At 69.2% G+C, this 20,369-nt stretch carries 20 protein-coding genes and 1 pseudogene; 10 read left to right on the top strand and 11 right to left on the bottom strand.

What is annotated here, in order from left to right:
- The first annotated feature begins 17 nt into the window (after positions 1-17).
- Positions 18-1,419 (top strand): annotated as a pseudogene (locus CAP_RS08450) (MFS transporter).
- A 28-nt stretch (positions 1,420-1,447) separates the two neighbouring features.
- Here CAP_RS08450 and CAP_RS08445 read toward each other — a convergent pair.
- The gene (locus CAP_RS08445; protein ID WP_044238529.1) at positions 1,448-1,987 is read right to left on the bottom strand and encodes an MgtC/SapB family protein; all 540 of its coding nucleotides are present in this window, start codon (positions 1,985-1,987) and stop codon (positions 1,448-1,450) included.
- 256 nt (positions 1,988-2,243) lie between these two features.
- Between CAP_RS08445 and CAP_RS08440 the strand changes: the two genes are divergently transcribed.
- On the top strand, positions 2,244-2,423 hold the full coding sequence (locus tag CAP_RS08440) for a DUF1328 family protein (RefSeq protein WP_044238288.1): 180 nt from the start codon (positions 2,244-2,246) through the stop codon (positions 2,421-2,423).
- Positions 2,424-2,499: 76 nt separating this feature from the next.
- On the opposite strand, the gene CAP_RS08435 is transcribed toward CAP_RS08440, so the two are convergent.
- Positions 2,500-3,534, bottom strand: a complete 1,035-nt coding sequence (locus CAP_RS08435) for an aldo/keto reductase (protein WP_044238285.1) — start codon at positions 3,532-3,534, stop codon at positions 2,500-2,502.
- Between the two features lie 141 nt (positions 3,535-3,675).
- Here CAP_RS08435 and CAP_RS08430 point away from each other — a divergent pair, with 141 nt between their 5' ends.
- The 3 genes from CAP_RS08430 (at position 3,676) to CAP_RS47750 (ending at position 5,127) form a co-directional block, all read left to right on the top strand.
- Complete coding sequence (locus tag CAP_RS08430) at positions 3,676-4,182, top strand: DUF1993 domain-containing protein (RefSeq protein WP_044238282.1); 507 nt, start codon at positions 3,676-3,678, stop codon at positions 4,180-4,182.
- A 116-nt stretch (positions 4,183-4,298) separates the two neighbouring features.
- Entirely contained in the window at positions 4,299-4,811 is a 513-nt protein-coding gene (locus CAP_RS08425; RefSeq protein WP_044238279.1) for a DUF1993 domain-containing protein, read from the top strand.
- Positions 4,812-4,848: 37 nt separating this feature from the next.
- Positions 4,849-5,127 carry a hypothetical protein gene (locus CAP_RS47750; RefSeq protein ID WP_231511211.1) on the top strand — a complete coding sequence of 93 codons (279 nt, stop codon included), beginning with the start codon at positions 4,849-4,851 and terminating at the stop codon, positions 5,125-5,127.
- A gap of 103 nt (positions 5,128-5,230) precedes the next feature.
- On the opposite strand, the gene CAP_RS08420 is transcribed toward CAP_RS47750, so the two are convergent.
- The 5 genes from CAP_RS08420 to CAP_RS08400 all read right to left on the bottom strand — a co-directional run bounded on the left by CAP_RS08420 (position 5,231) and on the right by CAP_RS08400 (position 10,201).
- Positions 5,231-6,037: a hypothetical protein gene (locus CAP_RS08420; RefSeq protein ID WP_044238276.1), complete on the bottom strand. Its 807-nt coding sequence runs from the start codon at positions 6,035-6,037 to the stop codon at positions 5,231-5,233.
- A gap of 458 nt (positions 6,038-6,495) precedes the next feature.
- Positions 6,496-6,837 (bottom strand): GFA family protein, encoded by a 342-nt coding sequence (locus tag CAP_RS08415; RefSeq protein WP_044238273.1) that lies wholly within the window; start codon positions 6,835-6,837, stop codon positions 6,496-6,498.
- A gap of 82 nt (positions 6,838-6,919) precedes the next feature.
- Entirely contained in the window at positions 6,920-7,882 is a 963-nt protein-coding gene (locus CAP_RS08410; RefSeq protein WP_156040604.1) for a hypothetical protein, read from the bottom strand.
- A 65-nt stretch (positions 7,883-7,947) separates the two neighbouring features.
- Positions 7,948-9,414 (bottom strand): C39 family peptidase, encoded by a 1,467-nt coding sequence (locus tag CAP_RS08405; RefSeq protein ID WP_044238267.1) that lies wholly within the window; start codon positions 9,412-9,414, stop codon positions 7,948-7,950.
- Positions 9,415-9,451: 37 nt separating this feature from the next.
- Complete coding sequence (locus CAP_RS08400; RefSeq protein ID WP_044238264.1) at positions 9,452-10,201, bottom strand: hypothetical protein; 750 nt, start codon at positions 10,199-10,201, stop codon at positions 9,452-9,454.
- Between the two features lie 252 nt (positions 10,202-10,453).
- On the opposite strand from CAP_RS08400, the gene CAP_RS44010 reads away from it, so the two are divergent.
- The 4 genes from CAP_RS44010 to CAP_RS08380 are packed head-to-tail and all read left to right on the top strand — an operon-like array spanning position 10,454 to position 14,871.
- Entirely contained in the window at positions 10,454-11,050 is a 597-nt protein-coding gene (locus CAP_RS44010) for a hypothetical protein (RefSeq protein ID WP_052374505.1), read from the top strand.
- Positions 11,051-11,096: 46 nt separating this feature from the next.
- Positions 11,097-11,738: a LysM peptidoglycan-binding domain-containing protein gene (locus CAP_RS08390; protein WP_044238261.1), complete on the top strand. Its 642-nt coding sequence runs from the start codon at positions 11,097-11,099 to the stop codon at positions 11,736-11,738.
- An 18-nt stretch (positions 11,739-11,756) separates the two neighbouring features.
- Positions 11,757-12,104: a hypothetical protein gene (locus CAP_RS50040; RefSeq protein WP_044238259.1), complete on the top strand. Its 348-nt coding sequence runs from the start codon at positions 11,757-11,759 to the stop codon at positions 12,102-12,104.
- A gap of 25 nt (positions 12,105-12,129) precedes the next feature.
- Positions 12,130-14,871, top strand: coding sequence for an N-acetylmuramoyl-L-alanine amidase (locus tag CAP_RS08380; RefSeq protein WP_044238255.1), 2,742 nt, complete (start codon positions 12,130-12,132; stop codon positions 14,869-14,871).
- A 109-nt stretch (positions 14,872-14,980) separates the two neighbouring features.
- On the opposite strand, the gene CAP_RS08375 is transcribed toward CAP_RS08380, so the two are convergent.
- From CAP_RS08375 to CAP_RS08365, 3 genes are all read right to left on the bottom strand, one after another.
- Positions 14,981-16,513: an alpha/beta hydrolase gene (locus tag CAP_RS08375; protein WP_081864678.1), complete on the bottom strand. Its 1,533-nt coding sequence runs from the start codon at positions 16,511-16,513 to the stop codon at positions 14,981-14,983.
- Between the two features lie 3 nt (positions 16,514-16,516).
- The gene (locus CAP_RS08370; protein WP_044238253.1) at positions 16,517-17,119 is read right to left on the bottom strand and encodes a Uma2 family endonuclease; all 603 of its coding nucleotides are present in this window, start codon (positions 17,117-17,119) and stop codon (positions 16,517-16,519) included.
- 269 nt (positions 17,120-17,388) lie between these two features.
- Positions 17,389-17,568 (bottom strand): hypothetical protein, encoded by a 180-nt coding sequence (locus tag CAP_RS08365; protein WP_044238251.1) that lies wholly within the window; start codon positions 17,566-17,568, stop codon positions 17,389-17,391.
- A 549-nt stretch (positions 17,569-18,117) separates the two neighbouring features.
- On the opposite strand from CAP_RS08365, the gene CAP_RS08360 reads away from it, so the two are divergent.
- Entirely contained in the window at positions 18,118-18,957 is an 840-nt protein-coding gene (locus CAP_RS08360; RefSeq protein ID WP_044238249.1) for a hypothetical protein, read from the top strand.
- Positions 18,958-19,227: 270 nt separating this feature from the next.
- On the opposite strand, the gene CAP_RS08355 is transcribed toward CAP_RS08360, so the two are convergent.
- Positions 19,228-20,262: a hypothetical protein gene (locus CAP_RS08355; protein WP_044238247.1), complete on the bottom strand. Its 1,035-nt coding sequence runs from the start codon at positions 20,260-20,262 to the stop codon at positions 19,228-19,230.
- Positions 20,263-20,369: the final 107 nt, after the last annotated feature.

Raw genomic sequence — 20,369 nt, 5'->3', positions numbered from 1 at the left:
TAAGGTCGCGCACCCGCATGCCGCCCTGGCTGAAGCAACTCCTGCCCATCCTCATCCTGCTGGCCGCGATCGCCGTCGTCGTCCAGCGCCTCCCCAAGGTCGACCTCGGCCACTCCGAGGCCTTCCAGCGCCGCCGCCGCTGGAACTGGCTCCCCCTCGGCCTCACCTACGCCTTCCTGTACATGGCGAGGTACAACCTCTCGGCCAACGTCCCCGTCCTGCAGAACCTCAACCTCCTCAGCAAGGAGGAGTTCGGCAGCATCGACGGCATTGGCTCGGTCGCCTACGGCGTCGCCTTCCTCATCAACGGCCCCCTCACCGACCGCTGGGGAGGCCGCGCCACCATCCTCATCGCCGCGGCCGGCTCGGCCCTCATGAACGTCCTCATGGGCGTCACCATGCGCGTCGGCGGCGCGGGCGGCATGGAGCACGAGTCCTTCATCGGCGCGATGACCTTCCTCAACGCCGCCAACATGTACTTCCAGAGCTTCGGCGCCGTCTCCATCGTCAAGGTCAACGCCCCCTGGTTCCACGTCCGCGAGCGCGGCGTCCTCGGCGGCGTCTTCGGCATCCTCATCTCCCTCGGCCTCTACTTCGCCTACGACTGGACCCGCTTCATCGGCAAGGCCCTCCCCATCCAGTGGGCCTTCCACATCCCCGCCGCGATCCTCGTCGGCTTCTTCGTCATCGACTACTTCCTCATCCGCGACACCCCGGGCCAGGCCGGCTTCAAGGACTTCGACACCGCCGACGCCTCCTCCGGCGACGACGGCCCTCCCCTCGGCGTCGTCACGGTCGCGCGGCGCATGTTCTCCCAGCCCGTCATCTGGATCATCGTCGCCATCGAGTTCTGCAGCGGCTTCCTGCGCAACGCGATCATGAAGTGGTACCTCGTCTTCGCCGACAAGACCGGCGAGAAGCTCGCCTTCGTCGCCACCAACTGGGGCGTCCTCCTCTGCGTCGCCGGCATCCTCGGCGGCGTCTTCGCGGGCTTCATCTCCGACCACGTCTTCGACTCCCGCCGCGGCCCCGTCGCCACCGTCCTCTACGCCGGCATGGTCGTCGGCGCCTTCATCGTCACCTTCACCCTCGGCACCCCCCCTCGTCGGCTGGACCGTCGTCTTCATGTCCCTCTGCGTCATCGGCGTCCACGGCATGCTCTCCGGCACGGCCAGCATGGACTTCGGCGGCAGGAAGAACGCCGGCGTCGCCACCGGCATCATCGACGGCTTCGTCTACCTCGGCACCGGCGCCCAGGCCTTCCTCTACGGCCGCATCCTCCCCTCCGGCGACGCCGCCAAGGACCCCCGGAACTGGTCCCAGTGGCCCCTCGGCATGCTCCCCCTCGCCATCCTCGGCCTCCTCCTCGCCACCCGCGTCTGGAACGCCCGCCCCCAGCGCGCCGCCGCCGCTCACTGAGCCTTCACGAGGCGACTCGCCCCCCTGCTCACGCCTCGCGCGGCGGGTCCTCACCGTCGTGCCCGTCGTGCTCCCGGCCCTTCTTCTTGCCCAGGTAGCGCTTCTCGATCTGGCGCACCCCCGACAGCACGAACACCGTCAGCACCGTGCTCACGATCGCCGTCAGCTCCCGCCCCATCCCCGCCGTGATCCCGATCGCCGCCGTCGCCCAGATGCTCGCCGCCGTGGTCAACCCGAGCACCTTCCCCTTGTCATCCATCTTGAGGATCGCCCCCGCCCCCAGGAACCCGATCCCCGCGATCACCCCCTGCATCACCCGCCCGATGTCCTCCGACTCCATCCCCGCCATCTGGGGCGTCAGCACGAACAGCGCGGCCCCCAGCGCCACCAGCATGTGCGTCCGCAGCCCCGCCGGGCTCCGGTGCGCCTCGCGCTCGAACCCCACCACCCCCGCCAGCGCCACCGCCATCGTCAGCCGCACGCAGATGCGCGTGAGCTGCCCGGCATCGGGCATGTCCGAGAACTCGCTCCGCAGCACCTCCACCACCGACTGTCCGGGACCGTCCATCGCGATGACCTTTTCTTGAATCCCCCGCCGTGACCCCGCCAGCCCTGCTGCACGCGCCATCCGCGCCATCCGCGCCATCCGCGCCATCCGCCATCCATGCGCACGACGCGCTCAGACCTCCGTCCCCTCACCTCTCATACCATCCGTGATCCGGGCAGATCGAGCAGCCTCGCCCCGCCTCCTCGCCGGCACACCCCCTGCAATATCCCCCCGCAACACCGGGCAACGCCCGGCAACCCAGCAGAGGAGGTTTCCGATGGGCATCTTGAAGTGGGCACTGCTGTTCGCGATCGCCGCCATCTTCGCCGCCGCCATGGGCTTCGGCGGCCTCTCCGAGGGCTTCGCCGACATCGCACAGCTCCTGTTTGTGGTGTTCCTGGTCGCCGCGCTCGCCATCGGCGTCCTCGGCTTCCGCGCCTACAAGCGCCTGTCTTGAGGCGCTGACGGACAAAGCTGCTGCGCGCCCCGGGGACGATCCCGGAGCGCGCACCCAGCGCACACCCCTCCCCGGCTCAGCCAGCCGGGAACGGGTTCCGCTCCGCGAACCCGCGCTGGTGCCAGTAGGGGTACGCCATGGTCACGTTGCTCGCCGCGTCGAGCTTCGCCACCTGCTCCGCTGTCAGGTTCCAGCCGACCGCGCCGAGGTTCTGGCGGAGCTGCTCCTCGTTGCGCGCCCCGATGATCACCGACGACACCGTGGGCCGCTGGAGCAGCCAGTTGAGAGCGATCTGCGGCACCGTCTTGCCCGTCTCCGCCGCGACCACGTCGAGCGCATCCACCACCGTGTAGAGGTACTCGTCCGGGATCGGCGGCGCCGTCACCTGGTTCGTCTTCTCGTTCATCCGCGAGTCCTTCGGCACCGGCTGCCCCCGCCGAAACTTCCCGGTGAGCCGCGCCCACCCGAGGGGGCTCCACACCACCGCGCCCACCTTCTGGTCGATGCCGAGCGGCATCAGCTCCCACTCGTAGTCGCGCCCCACGAGCGCGTAGTACGCCTGGTGCGCCACGTAGCGCGAAAGGCCGTACTTCTCGGACACCGCCAGCGACTTCATGAGGTGCCACCCCGAGAAGTTCGACGCCCCGATGTAGCGAATCTTCCCCGCCCGCACGAGGTCGTCCAGGGTGCCGAGCGCCTCCTCCACCGGCGTGTGCGCGTCGAAGCCGTGGAGCTGGTAGAGGTCGATGTAGTCCGTACCGAGCCGCCGCAGGCTCGCCTCCACCGCGCGCGTCAGGTGGAACCGCGACGACCCCACGTCATTCGGCCCCTCGCCGTTGCGGAACGTCCCCTTCGTGGAGATCAGCACCTTGTCCCGGCGCCCCTGGATGGCCTTGCCGAGCACCTCCTCCGCGAGCCCACCCGAGTAGATGTCCGCGCTGTCGAACATGGTCAGCCCCGCATCGAGGCACACGTCCACGAGCCGCGTCGCCTCCTCGACCCCGCTGCCCCCCCACGCCTTGAAGAACTGGCCGCTCCCCCCGAACGTGCCCGTCCCCAGGGTCAACACCGGCACCTTGAAGCCCGATCCACCGAGATGTCTGTAGTCCACGCCTTGGCCTCTCCGCAGGCCAAGTCACGGCGCCGCTTCACCCAGCGGACCGCGCCAGCGCCCGGGAAGCACGGCCCTAGCCCACCGTGGACGACCCGGCCAAGAATCCCTAGCCTCCCCGCCTCACCAAGGAGCAACCCCATGTCCCTCTCGATGTACGACGTCTCCATCCCCATCTTCATCCGCGCCTTCGAGAACCTCTCGTCCATCCTCAAGAAGGCCGAGGCCCACGCCGTGGCGAACAACCTCGATCTCGCCAGCCTCACCGAGGCCCGCCTCACCGACGACATGCTCCCCTTCACCGCCCAGGTGCAGATCGCGACCGACAGCGCCAAGGGGTGTGCCGCCCGCCTCGCCGGCATCGAGGTCCCGAGCTTCCCCGACACCGAGAAGACCTTCCCCGAGCTTCAAGCCCGCATCGAGAAGACCCTCGATTTCCTGCGCAGCATCGACGCCGCCAAGGTTAAGGACAGCGAGGCCCGCGAGATCACCCTCACCTTCCCCAGCGGCAAGATGGACTTCACCGGCCAGAGCTTCCTCCTGACCTTCGCCCTCCCGAACTTCTTCTTCCACATCACCACCGCCTACGCCCTCCTCCGCCAGAAGGGCGTCCCGATCGGCAAAATGGACTTCCTCGGCGGCCGCTAAGGTACTGCGTACCCTGGAGCAGGGGCCTCTCGGCCCCTACGCTCCCGTTGGTCGCTACCCCCGATGCTGCGCGCAGGGCGACACGATCTCCCCGCACCCCCCAAGGAACCACCACCATGTCCCTCTCGATGCACGAGCTCTCCATCCCCATCTTCATTCAGGGCCTGGAGGGCCTCGCGTCCGTCCTCAAGAAGGGCGTCGCGCACGCCGAGTCCCAGAACATCGATCCCGCCAAGCTGACCCAGGCCCGCCTCGCCCCCGACATGCACCCCCTCACCCGCCAGGTGCAGATCGCCAGCGACGGCGCCAAGAAGTGTGTCGCCCGCCTCGCCGACATCGAGGCCCCCGTCTTCCCCGACACCGAGGAGACCTTCCCCGAGCTCCTGGAGCGCATCCAGAAGACCATCGACTTCCTCCGCAGCGTCGACGGCAGCAAGCTCGAAGGCAGCGAGACGCGCGAGATCAAGCTCCCCTTCCCCAACGGCACGTCGCTCGAGTTCACCGGCAAGAACTACCTGCTCACCTTCGCCACGCCGAACTTCTACTTCCACGTCACCACGGCCTACGACATCCTCCGCAACAGCGGCGTCCCCCTCACCAAGGCCGACTTCCTCGGCGCCAGCCGCTGAGACTCGCCCCCGACCGGCCTTGGCGATAGGCTCCCCGATGGGCCACCCCGCTCAGGCCGCCCCCAGCTTCGACGATCTCTACGCCCAGATCCGCGCCCTGCCCGAGCACCTCACCGGCGAGATCCTCGAGCCCGGCGTCCCGCGCACGGCGCGCGACGACGTGGCGCTCAAGCTCCCGCTCCGGCGTCCCCTGGATCTGGCTCGTGGACCCGGTGCGCCGTTTCGTGGAGGTCTTCGAGACCATCGGCACGCGACCCGCGCTGACCGCGACCGCGCAGGACGACAATTGCGCCACCCTGCCGCCATTCTCTGGTGAAATCGCGTTCGGCCCCTGGTGGGTGCCTGGCGAGGTCGAGGAGTGAGCCTCACCGCTTGAACGGCGGAGCCGCGCCCGGGAGCGCGGCCCTCACCTTAAGGCCTCACGCCCGCGGCGCGTCCACCGTCTTGCCCGGCGTCGTGGGCTCGCCGGCCGGGGGCTTCTCCTCCTTGTCCCGCCGCGTCTTCCGCGCGGCTGCCTCGGCGCGCATCCGCCGCAGCACCTTGTCGAGGGGATCCATCAGCTCCTCCCCCTCGGTCTGCCGCACCGCCTCGTACCGACCGGCGCGGTTGTCCATGTAGCTGCGCAGCCGCCCCACCACGTCCACCCACTCCTCTTCCACGTTGCGCCCGAGGCCCACATGCTTGCGCTTGTCGAACCGCACGCCGTCGAGCTCCTTCTGCGCCGCCTCGCTCTCGTCGAGCGCCTCCTCCAGCCTGTCGAGCCATGCCATCGGCATCTCGATGCCCGCGAGGATCCCGGCATTCACCGGGTTCCGCAGCGTCTCGAGCATCCTGCGACAGTACGCATTCTCCTCCGGGACACGCGCATTGACGAGCGCCATCCCATCGGGCGACGCCGCCGCGCGCAATGCCTTGGCCCCGAGGGACAGCTCCCCCCGCTGCACGCTCCCCTCCACCGCCAGGTAGCTGTCGATGTGCCGGTAGAGGGTATCGACCTTGCCATCGGCCGCCTCCGCGCGCGCCAGCAGCGTCTGGTGCTCGGCCGAGGCGGCCGTCTTCCCCTCGACATGGCTGGAAAGCCCGCTGATCAGGCTCGCGAGCAGCGGGATGTAGGCATCGAGCCCAGGCTCCGCAGGGCCACTGCTCTGCCGGGCCAAGAGGTTCTCATGCAGGCTACGGGCCACCGTCAACTTCTCGGGGCGCGGGATGGTCTTGAGCTGACTCACAATGTTCTCCTTGCGGCAGCCATTGCGCTGCCGTGCTCATAAAGACGGACACGCGAAGAAAAACATTCGTGTCTTTCGAAAAAAAACTTTAGTAGCGGACCTCACGCAGAGGGTACCGCGCTCACCATCCCCCCACCTGCCGTATGCGCGGCCACCACCGCAGCCAGCATCACCCCCACCGACAGCACGGGAAGGAGGTGGGCCATGCTCCGACCTCACCTCCTTTCAGCAGAATGGCAGCAGGGAACGCTCCGACCTCTCGTCCTTCCAGAAGAACGACGACCCGGAACGCTCCGACCTCTCGTCCTTCCAGAAGGTCGACGACCCGGAACGCTCCGACCTCCTTGCCTGCGCTCAAGCCCCCCGACCGGGCCTGCTGGCATGGAGGATGCGTGCCCGGCCCGCATCCCCGGGTGTCAGCCTGGTCCCTACCTGACAGCCCTTCGTCGCCTCCCCTGTCAGGAAGACGGCCCCGCGTGCTGCCGGACCGGCACGTCGGCGATGTCTGCGGGCTCCATGAGGCGCGTGTTGATGCCCATGCGCTTCTGGTTCGGGTCGAGGTCCTTCCAGTGGGTCACGCACCCGCAAGCGCGACAGCGGTGAAACGCGATCATCCTGTCACCCCAGATGTAGGTCTCCGTGGCGCCGGGCTCGCACCGGATGCGCACCTGGTCCTCCTGGTAATAGGCCCAGCGCACGGCATACCGCCTGCAAATGGAGCAGTGGCACTCGTTCAGATACTCCGGCGTGGACGCGACCTCGACACGCACCAGCCCGCAATGACAGGACGCGACCAGCATCGCGGGAACCTCGTACGTGCGGCGCGAGGGGTCAAGTGTCGCGCCGTCCCGTGAAGCCCACGGTGCGACCCGGGCGCGCGCCTCACCAGGTGCTGGAGTAGAGCTTCACGGCGGGCAGGTTGTCGCCCATGTCGGCCGGGGAGGTGCCGCGATTGAGTTCACCGCCGACGCCGAGCTGGCTGTATTCGTTGGTGCCCCAGCACTTGATGTTGCCCGCCGCGAGACGGGCGCAGGAGTAGCCCAGGCTCGCGCCGACCAGGGTGGCGCTCGCAGCCGTGCCCAGATTCACCGCGGGCAAGCTGTCGCCCATCTCTCCTGGACCGTCCCCGCGATCCAGGGTGTCGCCGAGGCCGAGCCGGCCAGAGCCATTGTAGCCCCAGCATTTCACCCGGCCATCATGCAGGATCGCACAGGCATGACTGCCCCCGAGCGACATCACGAGCACCTCCTCCTTGAGGCACGTCGAGGTGCAGCCGTCGTCGTTGCTCGTGTTGCCGTCGTCGCAGGCCTCGTCCGCTGCCGTGCAGCCGTCGCCGCACACGGCCGGGGAGGCCTCCTCGTCGACGAGGCCATCGCAGTCGTCGTCCACGCCGCCGGCAGCGCAGCTCTCGACCGCCGGGAGCACCTCGCCCTCGCAGCCCCCCACCGGCTGTCCCGCTGCGTCGCACTGCTGCACCCCTGCCTGGCAGCGCCCCACCCCCTCGGTCCCCTCCGCCCCCGAGTAGCAGGCCACCTCGGTCTGGGCCGTGTGCTGCGGCGTCGTCCCCGCGCAGGTGTCCACCGTGCAGGGGTTCCCGTCATCCGGCGTGTCGCTCTCCAGCGCCGCCAGCATCCGTCTGCCAGCGCCGTCGCACACCAGCGACGCACAGTCGCCCTGCACCTGCTCCGGCAGCAGCGTGCCCTCCAGCGCCCCCTCGCAGAACGCGTCCGGCTCCCCCGGCCCCGGCGCGCCCTCGTCGCCACACCCCCCACGGCCACCACGAACCCCGCCACTCCCACCAGCAACCACCGCTGTCGACGACGCATCTGGCTCTCTTCCGTTCACGCGGAGGTGTGCGCCCCCTCGTGCTGGAACCCTCGCTGACGCATCCGCGGGCGGTCAATGACCTGTCATTCCTGGGGCACCACGCCGTCGGTGAGGTGGGGGGCGACCTCCTCGGGGGTGAGGGAGGGGCTGTGGTTCAGGATCATCAGCCTGGAGCTGGCATTGAAGCGCAGGTGCGAGGGGTTGTTCTGGGCGTCTCTGCTCTCGGTGTCGCCGTTGTAATAGACGTGCTTGCCGCGCGCGGAGCCGTCGCCGGAGGCCGTGTTGCGCTCGCCCTCGGCGTCGGTGTACCAGGACTTGTTCCCCTCGCCGACCTCGCTGTTCAGCCGGCCCTCGGTGCCGCCGCCGGGGTCGACGCGGCCGTCGCCACCTCGGCCCTGGAAGTCGCGGATGGCGTCGATGGTGGCGTCGTCGGCGATGCCGCTGGTGGGGCCGTCGTACTTGCCCAGCGCGCGGAGGACGTCCTGCACCGCCGAGACGTCGGCGGGGTCGTTCACGCCGCCGGCGCCGACGGACTGGCCGATGTCGAGGGTGTCGTAGACCGAGTTGGGGCTGTTCAGGTTGCCGTAGGGGTCGTTGGCGATGACCCACTGCACCTCGTCGTCGTGCTTCACCACGACGCCGCGGATGCACATGATGTGGCCTCCCACGATGCTCACGATGAAGGGCTCGCCGAGCGCCAGCTGGTCGCGCATGCCGTTCGCGGTGGCGCTCGGCACGTCGGCGCCATCGGCGCCGCTCGGGATCGAGGAGCCGACGGAGAGGGGGTCGCTCACCACGGTGCCCGTCCAGGCGCGCAGTTCGTCCCAGCGCTGCCACGGGGTGGGGTAGGTCGTGGACGGGTTGGACGAGGCGTCGTAGGTGCCTTGCATGACGTCGTTCCGGGTGAGGCCGGCGCCCTCCGCGTCCTGCACGCCCCAGTAGGAGAGGAGCATCTCGGTCGAGGTGGGCATGCACAGGATGTCTCCGCTGAGCACCGCGCCGTTCTGGAGGGTCTCGGTGCCCTCCCGCTGGCTGCGGTACGGGACGGCGAGCGAGAGGGTGGCCATCTTGACGAGCACCGTGAAGCGCTTCGTCGCGGCGTCGAAGGTGATCATGTCGTCGTCGGGGGGATAGGTGTCCACGAAGTCCTCGTCGCCGGAGAGCGCCGCGGTGCCGGTGCCGAGGACGTCGCGGATCTTGAGGATGGTGTTGGTGCAGTCGCCGGGGGTGTAGGTGCCGGCCTGGCCGTCGACGGCGTCGAGGCGGAGCTCGAAGGTCTCGCGCTTGAGGTTCTCGGCGGCGTTGACGTAGACGGCCTCGATGGCGACGCTGCGCTGCTCGCGCGGCTCGCTGGTACCGGCGATGCCCTCGGCGTTGGTGTTGCCGAGGAAGGCGCCGTCGAGCTTCACCTGCGCGCCCTCGATGGGGATCAGGCCGGCGCGGGTGACGACCTTGACCTCCACGGTGTAGTCGCAGGGGCAGGCGCTGGTGGCCTCGTACGTGCTGGCGGCCTGGTTGGCGGCGTCGAGGTTGGTGTCGGTCTCGGCCATGGTGGGTCTCCGGGAGGGGCGCGGGGAGAGCGGGAGGTCAGGTCATCCAGGCGTCGAGGAAGGGCAGGGCCGCTTCGTGCAGGTGGGCGAGGCGGTGGGCCTCGCTCCGGCTGCGGTCGGCGAGGATGGCGGTGGCCCACGCGGCCTGCGGGTCCTCGGTGAAGCCGCTGCCGAGGAGGAAGGCGAGGAGGGCGACGAGCGCGGCGCCATGGGCGGTGGTGAGGCCGTGGGCGCCGGCCGTGGCGAGGGCGTGGGCGAGCAGGGCGCGCATGGGCTGCTCGCCAGCGAGGTCGACCTTCCTGGGGTGGAGGGCGCGGAGCCAGGGGAGGGCGAAGGCCGCGAAGGCCGCGGCGTCCGCGCCGGCGCTGACGCGAGGAGGGTCGCGCTGGAGGGCGGGGAGGGCGTCGAGGACCCGCGCGCGCGCCCTGGCCACGTACGCGCCGCCCGGGCCCCGGAGGCGCTGGAGGTGGTCCATGGCGCGGGCGACGAGCCTGTCGGCGCGCGCAGAGGGCGTGCGGGGCTCGGGGTCGCTCAGCGCGGCAGCCGCCCACGGCAACTGGACGTCGACGTCGAAGCCGCTGCCGAGGCTGAGCATGAGGTTGAAGTACAGGCAGGCGTCGCGCTTCCTGGTGAAGCCGTGCCGCGCCGCGCGGGCAGCGCCGAGGCGGGCCACCTCGCGGAGCGTGGGCTCGCCGAGGACGCGGTGGTGGCGCGGGAAGAAGCGCCTCGCGTGCGCGGCCATGTCGTCCTCGAACGCGTCCACGGAGACCTGATCGAAGACGGCCATCTGTTCTCTCCGGACGAGGAGCATGGTCGAGGGTCTCCCGGGGGGGCGTTGGCGGAGCAGGATCAGCGTCAGGCGCGCGTCAGCGTGGGACGCAGGGTAGCTCCATGGGCGGAGGCATGGAGGCGCCAGTTGCGCACGCCTCTGCCCGTGGGGCGTGGGTGTGAGCCTTGCCAGACGCGCTGGCGTGCGCTTAGCATCGATGATCAGGCGCGTGTTCACGCGCGTGTTCCGGCGCGGAGGCGGTGGACACCCATGGCGGTGCGCAGGTGGCGGATCGAAGAAGCCCACGAGAGCCTCTGGCTCTTGCAGCGGAGCCGCTGGGATGGCGCGCCGGGGGATGGCCTCGACCACGAAGGCACGGTCCTGAACGCCAGTGCCGCAGCGTTCCAGGTCGACGCGTGGTTCCCGGATGGGTGGGGGGATGCGGCAGGCGCGGCGACGCTCGCCGACATCGCCGCGGCGCTGGGGGAGGAGCGGCCGTGGCACCACGACATCGAGGCGCGGCAGAAGCTCAAGGGCATCGTGCGGCAGGCGCTGCGCGAGGGGCGGCTCGTGGCGGTGCAGGGGGCGCGGCTGGTGCCGCGGGCCGGCAGCGTGGACGAGGAGGAGGCGGCGGCGGACACGGGGCCGCGGCGCGAGGAGAGCGCGTGGATCGAGATCGTGCTGACCACGGATGACGATCCGCAGCGCCCGGTGGCGTTCAGGAGGTACAGGGTCGAGCTGCCCGACGGGTCGGTGCGGGAGGGGCGGCTCGATGCGCGCGGGGCGGCGCGGCTCGCAGGGATCGATCCTGGCACGTGTCAGGTGTCGTTCCCCGACTTCGACGGCAAGCGCTGGCGCCGGGCCTAGAGGGGTCCGCGCGTCCCAGGGTGGCTTCAACTTCACGGGATACGCCATGCATCACCGCGTCCAGCAAGGAGAGTGTCTCGCGACCATCGCCGCGAAGCACGGGCATCTCTGGAAGGACATCTGGAGCCACCCGGAGAACGCGACGCTGCGCGACAAGCGCAAGGATCCGAACGTGCTCTTGCCGGGGGACACGCTCTTCATCCCCGACAAGGAGCCCGGAGGGGCGGCGGCGGCGACGAACAAGCGGCATCACTTCAAGATCCACCTGGAGAAGGTGGCGCTCCACCTCCGGCTCACGGGCGCGCTGGAGCCGCTGAAGAACGAGCCGTACGAGCTGCAGATCGGGCGCGAGAGCGTCACCGGGGAGACCGACAGCGAGGGGAAGCTGGAGGCGGAGGTGCCCGCGGACCTCGCGGAGGTGACCTTGTTCCTGCCGCGCCAGAAGCAGTCGTACACGCTGGCGCTCGGGAAGCTCGATCCTCCGGACAGCGCGGGCGGCGCGGAGGCGCGGCTCAGGAACCTGCGGCTGCTGCGGGAGGCGCGGGGGGAGGCGCGGGGGGAGGCGCGGGGGGAGGCGGCGGACCTCGCGGAGGCGCTCGCGGCGTTCCAGCGGGTGAAGGAGATCGAGGAGACGGGGACGCTCGACGAGGCGACGGCATCGGCGCTCTTCGACGAGCATGGCTGCTGAGCGTGGGGTGAGGAGACGATGAGCCACCTATCCCTCTTGCGCGAGTACTTCGGGGACGTCGACGAGGAGGCGTTCATCGAGGGGAGCGCGCTGGTCGGCAACGGCGAGGGCGACGGAGAGCCGCCCGATGCGCCCGACGACGACGGCAGCGGCGGGGGGCACCCGGAGTGGGAGCCCCTCGAACCAGAGCCCGAGGAGCAGCGCGCCGCCGAGCCGGAGCCCGAGGATCCTCCGCCCGAGCCCGTGCCCAGGGCGAAGCGGGCCGAGGTCGTGCACATGGGCACCCGGCAGGTGGCGCGGTCGGCGGAGGGGGTCGTCGCGCTCAATACGCTCGAAGTGCTGCCGCCCTTCGAGTTCTCCGTCTGAACGTGACCCGCGCGAGGCAAGGAACATGAGCACCCTCGTCGACAAGATCACCAAGAACGAGAAGACTTTCTTCCAGACGTCGGGGAGCGGTGGCTACAAGCTCACCCCGAAGACGCTGAGCGGCGGGGGCACCTCGGTCGACGTCGTCGATTGCGTGCGGGCCGACGGGAACACGTCGTACTACTACGATACCGAGGTCGAGAAGAGCCTCGTCGTCCTGCATTACACGGCCGGCCAGCTCACGGGCGACATCCCCACGCTCACCAAGAAGGACTACAAGGTCAGCGTCTCGTACGTGCTCGCGCGAGACGGCACGCTCTACCGCCTCTTCGACGACGCGCGCTGGTCGTATCACCTGGGCGGCAGCGACGCGGACCCTTGCATCGGGGGCAATGAATTCAACTCCAAGCGCTCGGTGGCCATCGAGATCTCCAATTTCGGGTGGCTCAAGGAGAGCGGCAATGGGCTGATCACGTACTCGGGGACGAGCTACTGCACCAAGGAGGACACCCACCTCTTCCACACCCTGACGGGCCCGTGGCGCGGGCAGCGGTACTTCGCGACGTTCACGGAGGCGCAGTACGCGAGCCTGAAGAAGCTGCTCAAGTACCTCACCGGCAAGCACAACATCCCCTACAAGTTCCTGAGCGCCGAGGGGGCGCAGGACAAGGCCGCGCGCCACGTCCTGTTCACGTCCAAGGAGGAGGCGCGCGCCTTCAAGGGGATCGCGTCGCACATCAATTTCCGGCAGGGGAAATGGGACATCGGCCCCGCGTTCGACTGGCACCGCCTCGAAGAGGACGGCGGCAGCGAGCTGCACCTGCCCGTGAACCTGGGCCTGGGGACGCGGGGGACGAAGCAGGTCGTCGAGAGCTACTACACCCACACCGAGGCCACGATCCGCAGCGGCTACTTCCCGATGGGCACCAACACCGTCTGGCACGGCGGGGTGCACGTCCACAAGGACCCGCGCACGGCCGTGCACGCGGTGGCGCCCGGGCGGGTGATCGCGGCGCGCCTCCCGCAGGCCACGGACAAGGCGGTGGGCGCCTACGGGAGCACGAGCTTCGTGATCACCCGCCACACCATCGAGCGAGAGAAGGCGAAGAAGCACTTCTTCGCGCTGTACATGCACCTCCACCACGAGGAGCTGACCCAGAAGAACACGCAGCTCCACGCGGTGCCGTGGCTGAAGGCCGCCGCGCCGGCGACGAGCAACCGGTACAAGGTGAAGATCGCCGACCTGAACTTCCGCTCGTCACCCTCCAGCGCCTCGAAGACCAACCTGATCGGCCCGCTCACGAAGGGCGAGGTGCTGGTGGTCACGGACAAGACGACCTCCGACCCGTGGTGGAAGGCGACCCGCGCCAGCGGCGGGGCGGGGTGGGTGCGCTACAGCCCGGACTGGCTCGAACCCGAGGCGGCCACGGTGGACCCGGCGGCGCCGCTCGACGCAGGGCTGCTCTCCAAGCTCCTGGCGGGCGACGTGGTGATGGTGGACCGGCCGGTGAAGGCCGGCGACCTGCTCTGGACCATGGGGCAGTACGGGTCGCGCGGCTACCGGGCGAACATGATCCACTGGGAGATCTTCTCGGAGGAGAACCTCTTCGCGGACACCAAGCGCTACCCGGACTGGACCGCGGTGGAGGACACGAACGAGGACTACAACATCGACAACCGGGCCATCGTGGGGATGGTGGATCAGGAGAGTGGCTTCTTCGAGAGCGACGAGATCCTCACCTCCGAGGAGCTGCAGAAGTTCTACGCGTCGCGGAACAAGAACGTGAAGCAGGTGCGCCGCATCGCCTGCCGCTTCGTGAGCGAGTGGGGCATCGATCTCGACAAGGCCATCCCCAAGATGAAGGGCCGCTGGTCGACGTTCGGGCTCAAGGACGATCTGTCGCCGTACGTCTTCTGGAAGGATGCGGCGGCCGCCAAGGTGCCGCTCCCGGCGAAGCCGCTGGTCTGGCACTACAACCCGGTGGCCTTCGTGGAGAGCCTCGTCGACGCGGTGCTGCCGGAGCAGGAGGCCGCGCCGCCGCCGCCGCGCCCGGAGCCCTCGTCGATCGCGACCACGTCGACGGGCAGGGTCACCTGCACGTGCGGCTCGACCGACGACGACCTCTTCGTCGACCCGGTGACCACGCCCTCGGGAGAGCGGGACCTCTACCTCGCCGTGAAGAGCTTCTGGATCTCGTCCTTCGGGGCGTCGGACCCGGCGTACCTGCACGAGGACGTGGCCATGGTGTTCGTGGGGCACATCGCCGGCGAGGTCGGCTGGGAAGCCAAGTCGATGAAGAACTACAACGTCGGCAACCACAAGCGCGCCAAGGGGAAGATGTTCACGGCCTTCCGCACCTGGGAGGAGTACACCACCGAGGCCAAGGCCAAGGCGGCCTGCAATTGCGCGAGCCACACCGAATACGTGGGCCGCGTCGAGAAGAAGAACGGGAAGATCATGTACGCGGTGCGGTTCTTCCCGCCCCACAAGCAGAGCCACTTCGGGGCGTTCAAGACATTGAACGACGGAATGGCGGCCCACATCGGGCTGCTACAGCGGCGCTACAGCGGCTGCACCGACGCGCTCTCGAAGCACGCGAAGGGCACCGCGGCATCGGCCAAGTTCACCGCCCGCGTCGACCGCATCCAGTCGCTGGCGACGGCTTATGCGGGCTCGCTCGAGGGCTACGCCACGGCCGGGAGCTACGACGCGTTCATCATCGCCTGCGCCCAGACGGCGCGAAAGAAGTTCGAGAAGAACCCCTGAGGGTGGGTGCTCGCGGAGACGTGCGGCGCTGCGTCGGGCTCACGCGGCGCTGCAGGATTCGCACGTGCATTCGCGGTGTGGGCGGGCGGTGCGCGATTTGCGCGTGCATTCACGGCGCAGGAGGATCGCGGCGCGCTGGCGGTGGGAAGGGGGGCAGCGCGAACTCGGGCACCGGCAAGGTCACCTCGACGGGAAGATCCTTCATCTCGCCCGTTTTGAGGAACTCGTAGACCGCTTGCTTCACCGCGGGCTCGCCGCGGAGCTGGTAGAAGGTGCCGTCGTGGCCGGCGCGGTGGACGAGGATGGCGTGGCCATTGCGGAAGTACGGGAGCAGGCCCAGGGTGTTGTCGATGGGGGTGGAGGTGTCCCAGTCGCCGTGCACGAACAGGGTGGGGATGGTGCATTCGACCGGCTTGCGCAGGTCGTCGCCCATGTCGGGGCTGGGCCAGTCGGGGGCCGAGGCGATGTTGGTGGCGAAGTTCCAGGTGCCGAGGAGGGCGACCGCGGGGTCGGTGCGCAGGCGGTGCTCGCGCGCAGGGCTCACGCCGAGGCTGGAGTCGACCAGGGGGCCGATGAGCTTGATGGTGCCCGGCTTGCGCTCGTCGATGACCTCGCGGGCCCAGGCGTCGTAATGCGCGTGGTACAGCGAGAGGATGAAGGCGGGCCACTGCGCGCCTTCCTGGGTGTGGGAGAGAAGCGCGAGCTGGAGGTCCTCGGCGCCGAGGGTGACGGTCTGCGCCTCACCGGCCTCGTCGCGGACCTCGACGCGCACCGGACCCGCGGCGAAGCGCTGGTGCAGGGCGCGCACGGCCTCCATGATGCCGCCCGGGGGCAGGTAGGGGGCGAGCCGGGGGTCGCGGTCGGCGTCGTAGGCGATGCGCTGGAGGGCGGCGAGGACGTGCGAGGGCATGTCGTAGCCATTGTCGAGCGGCTCGACGCCCGAGAGGACGGCGCGGGCGACGGTGTCAGGGTAGAGCCGCATCACCGCCAGGCTCCACTGCGAGCCGAAGCTGCCGCCGAAGAGGCTGATCTTGTCGTAGCCGAGGGCGCGGCGGAGGGCGTCGACGTCGGCCGCGAACGCGGCGATGGTGTAGCCGGAGAGGTCCTTGTCCGGGTGCGCGGCGACAGCGGCGCGGGCGAGCGCGCGCATGGCCTCGGCGTCGGCCTGCACCGAGGCGGGCTTGTCGAGGGGGAAGGCCTCGGACTTGATGTCGAGGATCTCGCCGCGCCGGGTGTAGCCGCGCTGTTCGAGGATCACCAGGTCGGCCGCAGCGCCGAAGGTGAGCCATGATTTGAGGCGGCCCTGGGAAGCGGGGTCGCTGTCGGTGAAGGCGCCGAGCACGGTCAGACCAGGGCCGCCGGGGAGCCAGAAGACGGGCGGGGCGCCAGTGGGACGCGGGGCCTTGATGCGCGCGAAGCCGATGCTGATGGTGCGGCTGCCGGGGACCTGGCGGTTCTCGGGAACGAGCAGGGTGCCGATCTCGTAGGAGACGGTGGCGCCCTGGGGGTCGCGCACGGTGCCGTTCTCGATGACGAGGTCAGCGTCGGCGCGGGCGCCGGTGGGGCTCACGAGGGCGGCGAGGAGGAGGACGAGGAAGGCGCGGGGCCAGAGGGAGGGGGAGGGCGGAGAGGAGAAGGTCACGCTCTACCTCTGCCCTGCCGGCTCCTCGTCCGCGAGGCCTTCCCACAGGGCTGACAGCTCCAGCTCGATGGCGTCGAACGGAACGGCGCGCACGAGGTCGTCGTGGGAGAAGACCTGCTCGCGCTCCCAGAGCTTGCGCGCGTTGAGGTGGAAGACCTCCAGCAAGCGCTCCGTGGGGTTGATCAGCCAGAGCCAGGTCACACCAGCGGCGGCGTAGACCGGCATCTTGAGCTTGCGGTCATGCGTGGCTGTCGACGGGGAGAGAACCTCACACACCCAGTCGGGCGTGAGGGTGATGAAGGCCGCGCGGGGCATCTGGGGCACACGCTCACGGCGCCAGCCGGCGAGGTCCGGGACGAGCACGTCCTCGCCGAGGTGCAGCTCGGGCTCGTCGAAGATGTGCCAGCCGCCGGGGCCGCCGCGGCCGCGGTGGAAGGGACCGCCGAGGTCCATCCCCAGGACCGACGCCGCGGTCGCGTGCGGGGTGGCAGGACGGGGGAAGGTGTGGAGCACGCCGTGGATGATCTCCGCGACGAGGTGCGCGGGGACGGCCTCGAGATCGGCGTAGGTCGCGGGTCGCGGCTGTTTCTCGGCTGGCTGCCCCATCGTGGGCGCCAGGATAGCGCGGGCAGGTGCCGAGCGCAGCCTCACCTGGGTGGGCTGGAGGCGACTCGGACGCGTCGTCTTGATCCGCGGTGCTTGGAGCCTCGATGTGAAGTCTGACTTTAGAGCCTATCCCAGTAGGACGAACCGAGCTGGTCGTGCGAGCTGCAAGCACCGCTAAACGCGACGAGGAGGCCTACTGAAGTAGGCCGGCGAAGCGCAACGAAGCGATGCGCCGCAGGTCGGCCGGGCAGCGACGGGCGCCCTACTGGTTAGGCTCCTAAGTGTTCGCCGATGGGGTACCAGTAGTGCCGCGTCTTCTCGCGAATGAACTCGATGCACTTCGCGCGCTGCATGGCGCAGGACGCGAGCGCAGGATCGTCGCCCGCATGCTCGACCGACTGCCGCGTGTAGATCGCGCAACGCACGAAGCGGGTGTCGTCGGCCTCCAAGTCCAAGACCGTGAAGATATCGCCGCAAGCGATGAGAGGACTAATCGAACGAGATGGTTCACGAGGTGGCAAATGCGGTCAGCGCCCGCGTTGTGGGACATCCGCGGTAGCGAATCTGGGGTGAGCGAACGTGGCCCGTGCCGTGCCATCCGGACGCGCTGTCGTGCCACGCAAAGTGCATCCATCGCTCAAGCGATGGTACAGTGCGGTCGATGGCGCAGACGAAGAAGAGCCCCACGGCCACGCCGCAGCCCAACGACAGCACGGCTACGCCAAAGGTACGGGCCAAGGCGCAAGCCGATGAGGGAATGGCGAGCGCCAACCTATCGACAAAGGACTACAAGCTGCTGTGGGGGCGCGCAGCAGCGCGCTGCGCATTTCCGGGCTGTCGTCAAAAGCTGACCGAAGCCAAGGGGACCGCCACGTACGGCGAACGTGTGTCACATCGTTGCCGAGAGCGGGGCGGGGCCTCGCGGGGGCAGCCCCCTTTCAAAGGCTGAACGAGATTCGTACGCTAACGTCCTGCTGCTCTGCTCGCATCATCACGACGTGATCGATGCGGTCCCCAGCGGGCCGAAGAACTACCCCGTCGAGGTGTTGCACCGCATCAAAAGCGAGCATGAACTGTGGGTCGAGGAAACGTTGGCGCCCAAGGCCGATGTGAGTTCGCTCGTATACGCCCGGGTGATCGACGACATCTCGACGGTGCTGCTGCTCAATAGGTGGGTGTGGTTCGTTGACAACGCGGTCCGCAACATCCTGCCGATGGAGGTATCCGAGACTCTCGAGTACCTACGGCAGCGAGTTCTGCAGATCATCTGGCCCGGGAAGCACCCGCGCCTTGAGGCGGCAGCGAAGGCGACCATGGACTCCTTCATCCGCTTCGTCGACCACTTCGAGTCGTTCTGCGAGCCGACCTACGGAGGCACGGCGCTGCAGGCAAATGTCTCGTGGAAGCGCATCCATCCAAACCCGAACTACGTCTACTGGGCCTCACGACGTAACATCTGGTCGCACTTGAACAACGCCTACCTCTGCGACACGGTCCTGCATCTGAATGACTTCGCGGAGCAAGTGAGGGCGACAACAAACCCCGGCTACTTCGCGGCCCAGGGCCGCTTCCTTATGCATGACAGCATGGGTTACCGCGGGCGCGGCGCAGCCTTTCTACCGGACCGTGTGGAAGTCAATGAGTGGCTCACGTCGTGGAAAAAAATTGGTAACGCTCGGGGAGCCGCCCGGATCGCCGCAGCAAGCCTTCGCGTCAGCAGGCTTGAGCGGCGCCGTGACGTAGGGGGGCTCGACGCGCTCATTTGCTGTGGCGCTTGGCCGCTGCTCGCAAACGCGGGCTCGGTACGGGCGCAGGCTCGGTCAACGCCTGCATCCTAACTTAGCCCTGCACGATGCACTCTTCCTCTGCCACGCCTCCCGAAGCGCATGCTCCCTGCTCTTGCGTGGGACGCCGCCTCGTGGCTCCGCGAGCCGAGGAACCCAGGAGATGCGAATGCGTGCGTCGCGTTCTCTATCGCCTGACCGGACTACGCACCCACAGATCGGTCAGAAGAGCCAGATATTCTTCCTGTACAAGGTGCGCATGATGTCGCCCCGTGACCCTCATCGCGATGAGCCAGATCCCATAGTGCAGCGGGGCGCTCGCTATCAGCGCTTCGTCAATGCGCCGTGCAGAGAAATGGCCTGGCTCAGGGTGGCTTCGAGGGAGGTGCTGGAGCGGATGGCGTTGGCGAGCTGGGGGCCGAGGCATTCGGCGAGGACGGCGCCGATGACGATGCGGCGGGCGGTGGAGGTCTTGCTGTCGGTGAGGGCGGTGATGGTGGAGGCGAGGTCGTCGACGAGGCCGGCGACGTCCTTGCCGAGCTGGATGGAGCGGGGGCCGATGGAGGCGCCGAGGCCGGCGAGGCGGGGGATGTCGCGGCGGAGGCCCTCGGCGATGGCGGTGAAGCGGGGGTCGGAGGTGGGGGCGTTGCTGCCGCCGGAGCCAGGGTCGGTGGTGGTGCCGAGGCGGACGTCGACCTGGGCCGAGCAGCGGACGTCGCGGAGGGCGCGGACGGCGCATTGGGTGGCGCACTGGGGGGAGGCGTCAGGGAGGGAGAAGTCGAGGCGGCAGGAGGCGTCGGTGAGGGCGCAATCGACGGCGCTGGTGACGCCGGTCTGGCCGGTGAGGCATTCGCCGGCGCAGGTGGCCACGGCGTCGCGGGGGAGGGTGCAGCTCACGTCGGATACGGAGACGGAGAGCTGGGCGGTGCCGAGGGTCTGACGCAGGGTGGCGAGGTGGTTGGCGGCGATGACGCAGGGGTGAGGGGCGTCGGCGCTGGAGGAGGCGGCGGGGGCGCCGGAGAGCTCCTGGGGGGTGGCGCCGAGGTCGGTGGCGAGGGCGCTACAGGTGGCGCGGGTCTCGGTGTCGAGGGCGGTGGCGGTGCGCTCCAGCTCGGAGACGAGGCGGACCATGCGGGTGAGGCGCGCGGACATGGCCTGGTCGACGCCGAAGGCACCGGCGAAGTCGAAGGCGGCGTCACCTTCGAGGGAAGGACAGGTGAGGGAGGCGGGCTTCGCGGTGGCGGCGGCCGCGGTGCCGGCAGGCTTGGTCTGGCTCGCGCCGCCGCAGCCGAGGAGGGACGCCGCGATGAGGGCGGCGAGGGTGGCGAGGGCGCCGACGCGGAGGGTACGGAGGGGCACGGCAGAATGAGGCGGTGCGACCTGGGCCGCTCGGACGACGCGCATGATCCGCCATTAGACCTGAACGGAATTGCCTTGCAAACGCGAAATGAATCGTCGATTCATGG

The sequence above is a fragment of the Chondromyces apiculatus DSM 436 genome (assembly GCF_000601485.1).
GTDB lineage: Bacteria > Myxococcota_A > Polyangia > Polyangiales > Polyangiaceae > Chondromyces > Chondromyces apiculatus.
Note: the sequence above shows the minus strand (reverse complement) of the source record. Positions and strands in the feature narration are given on the sequence as shown.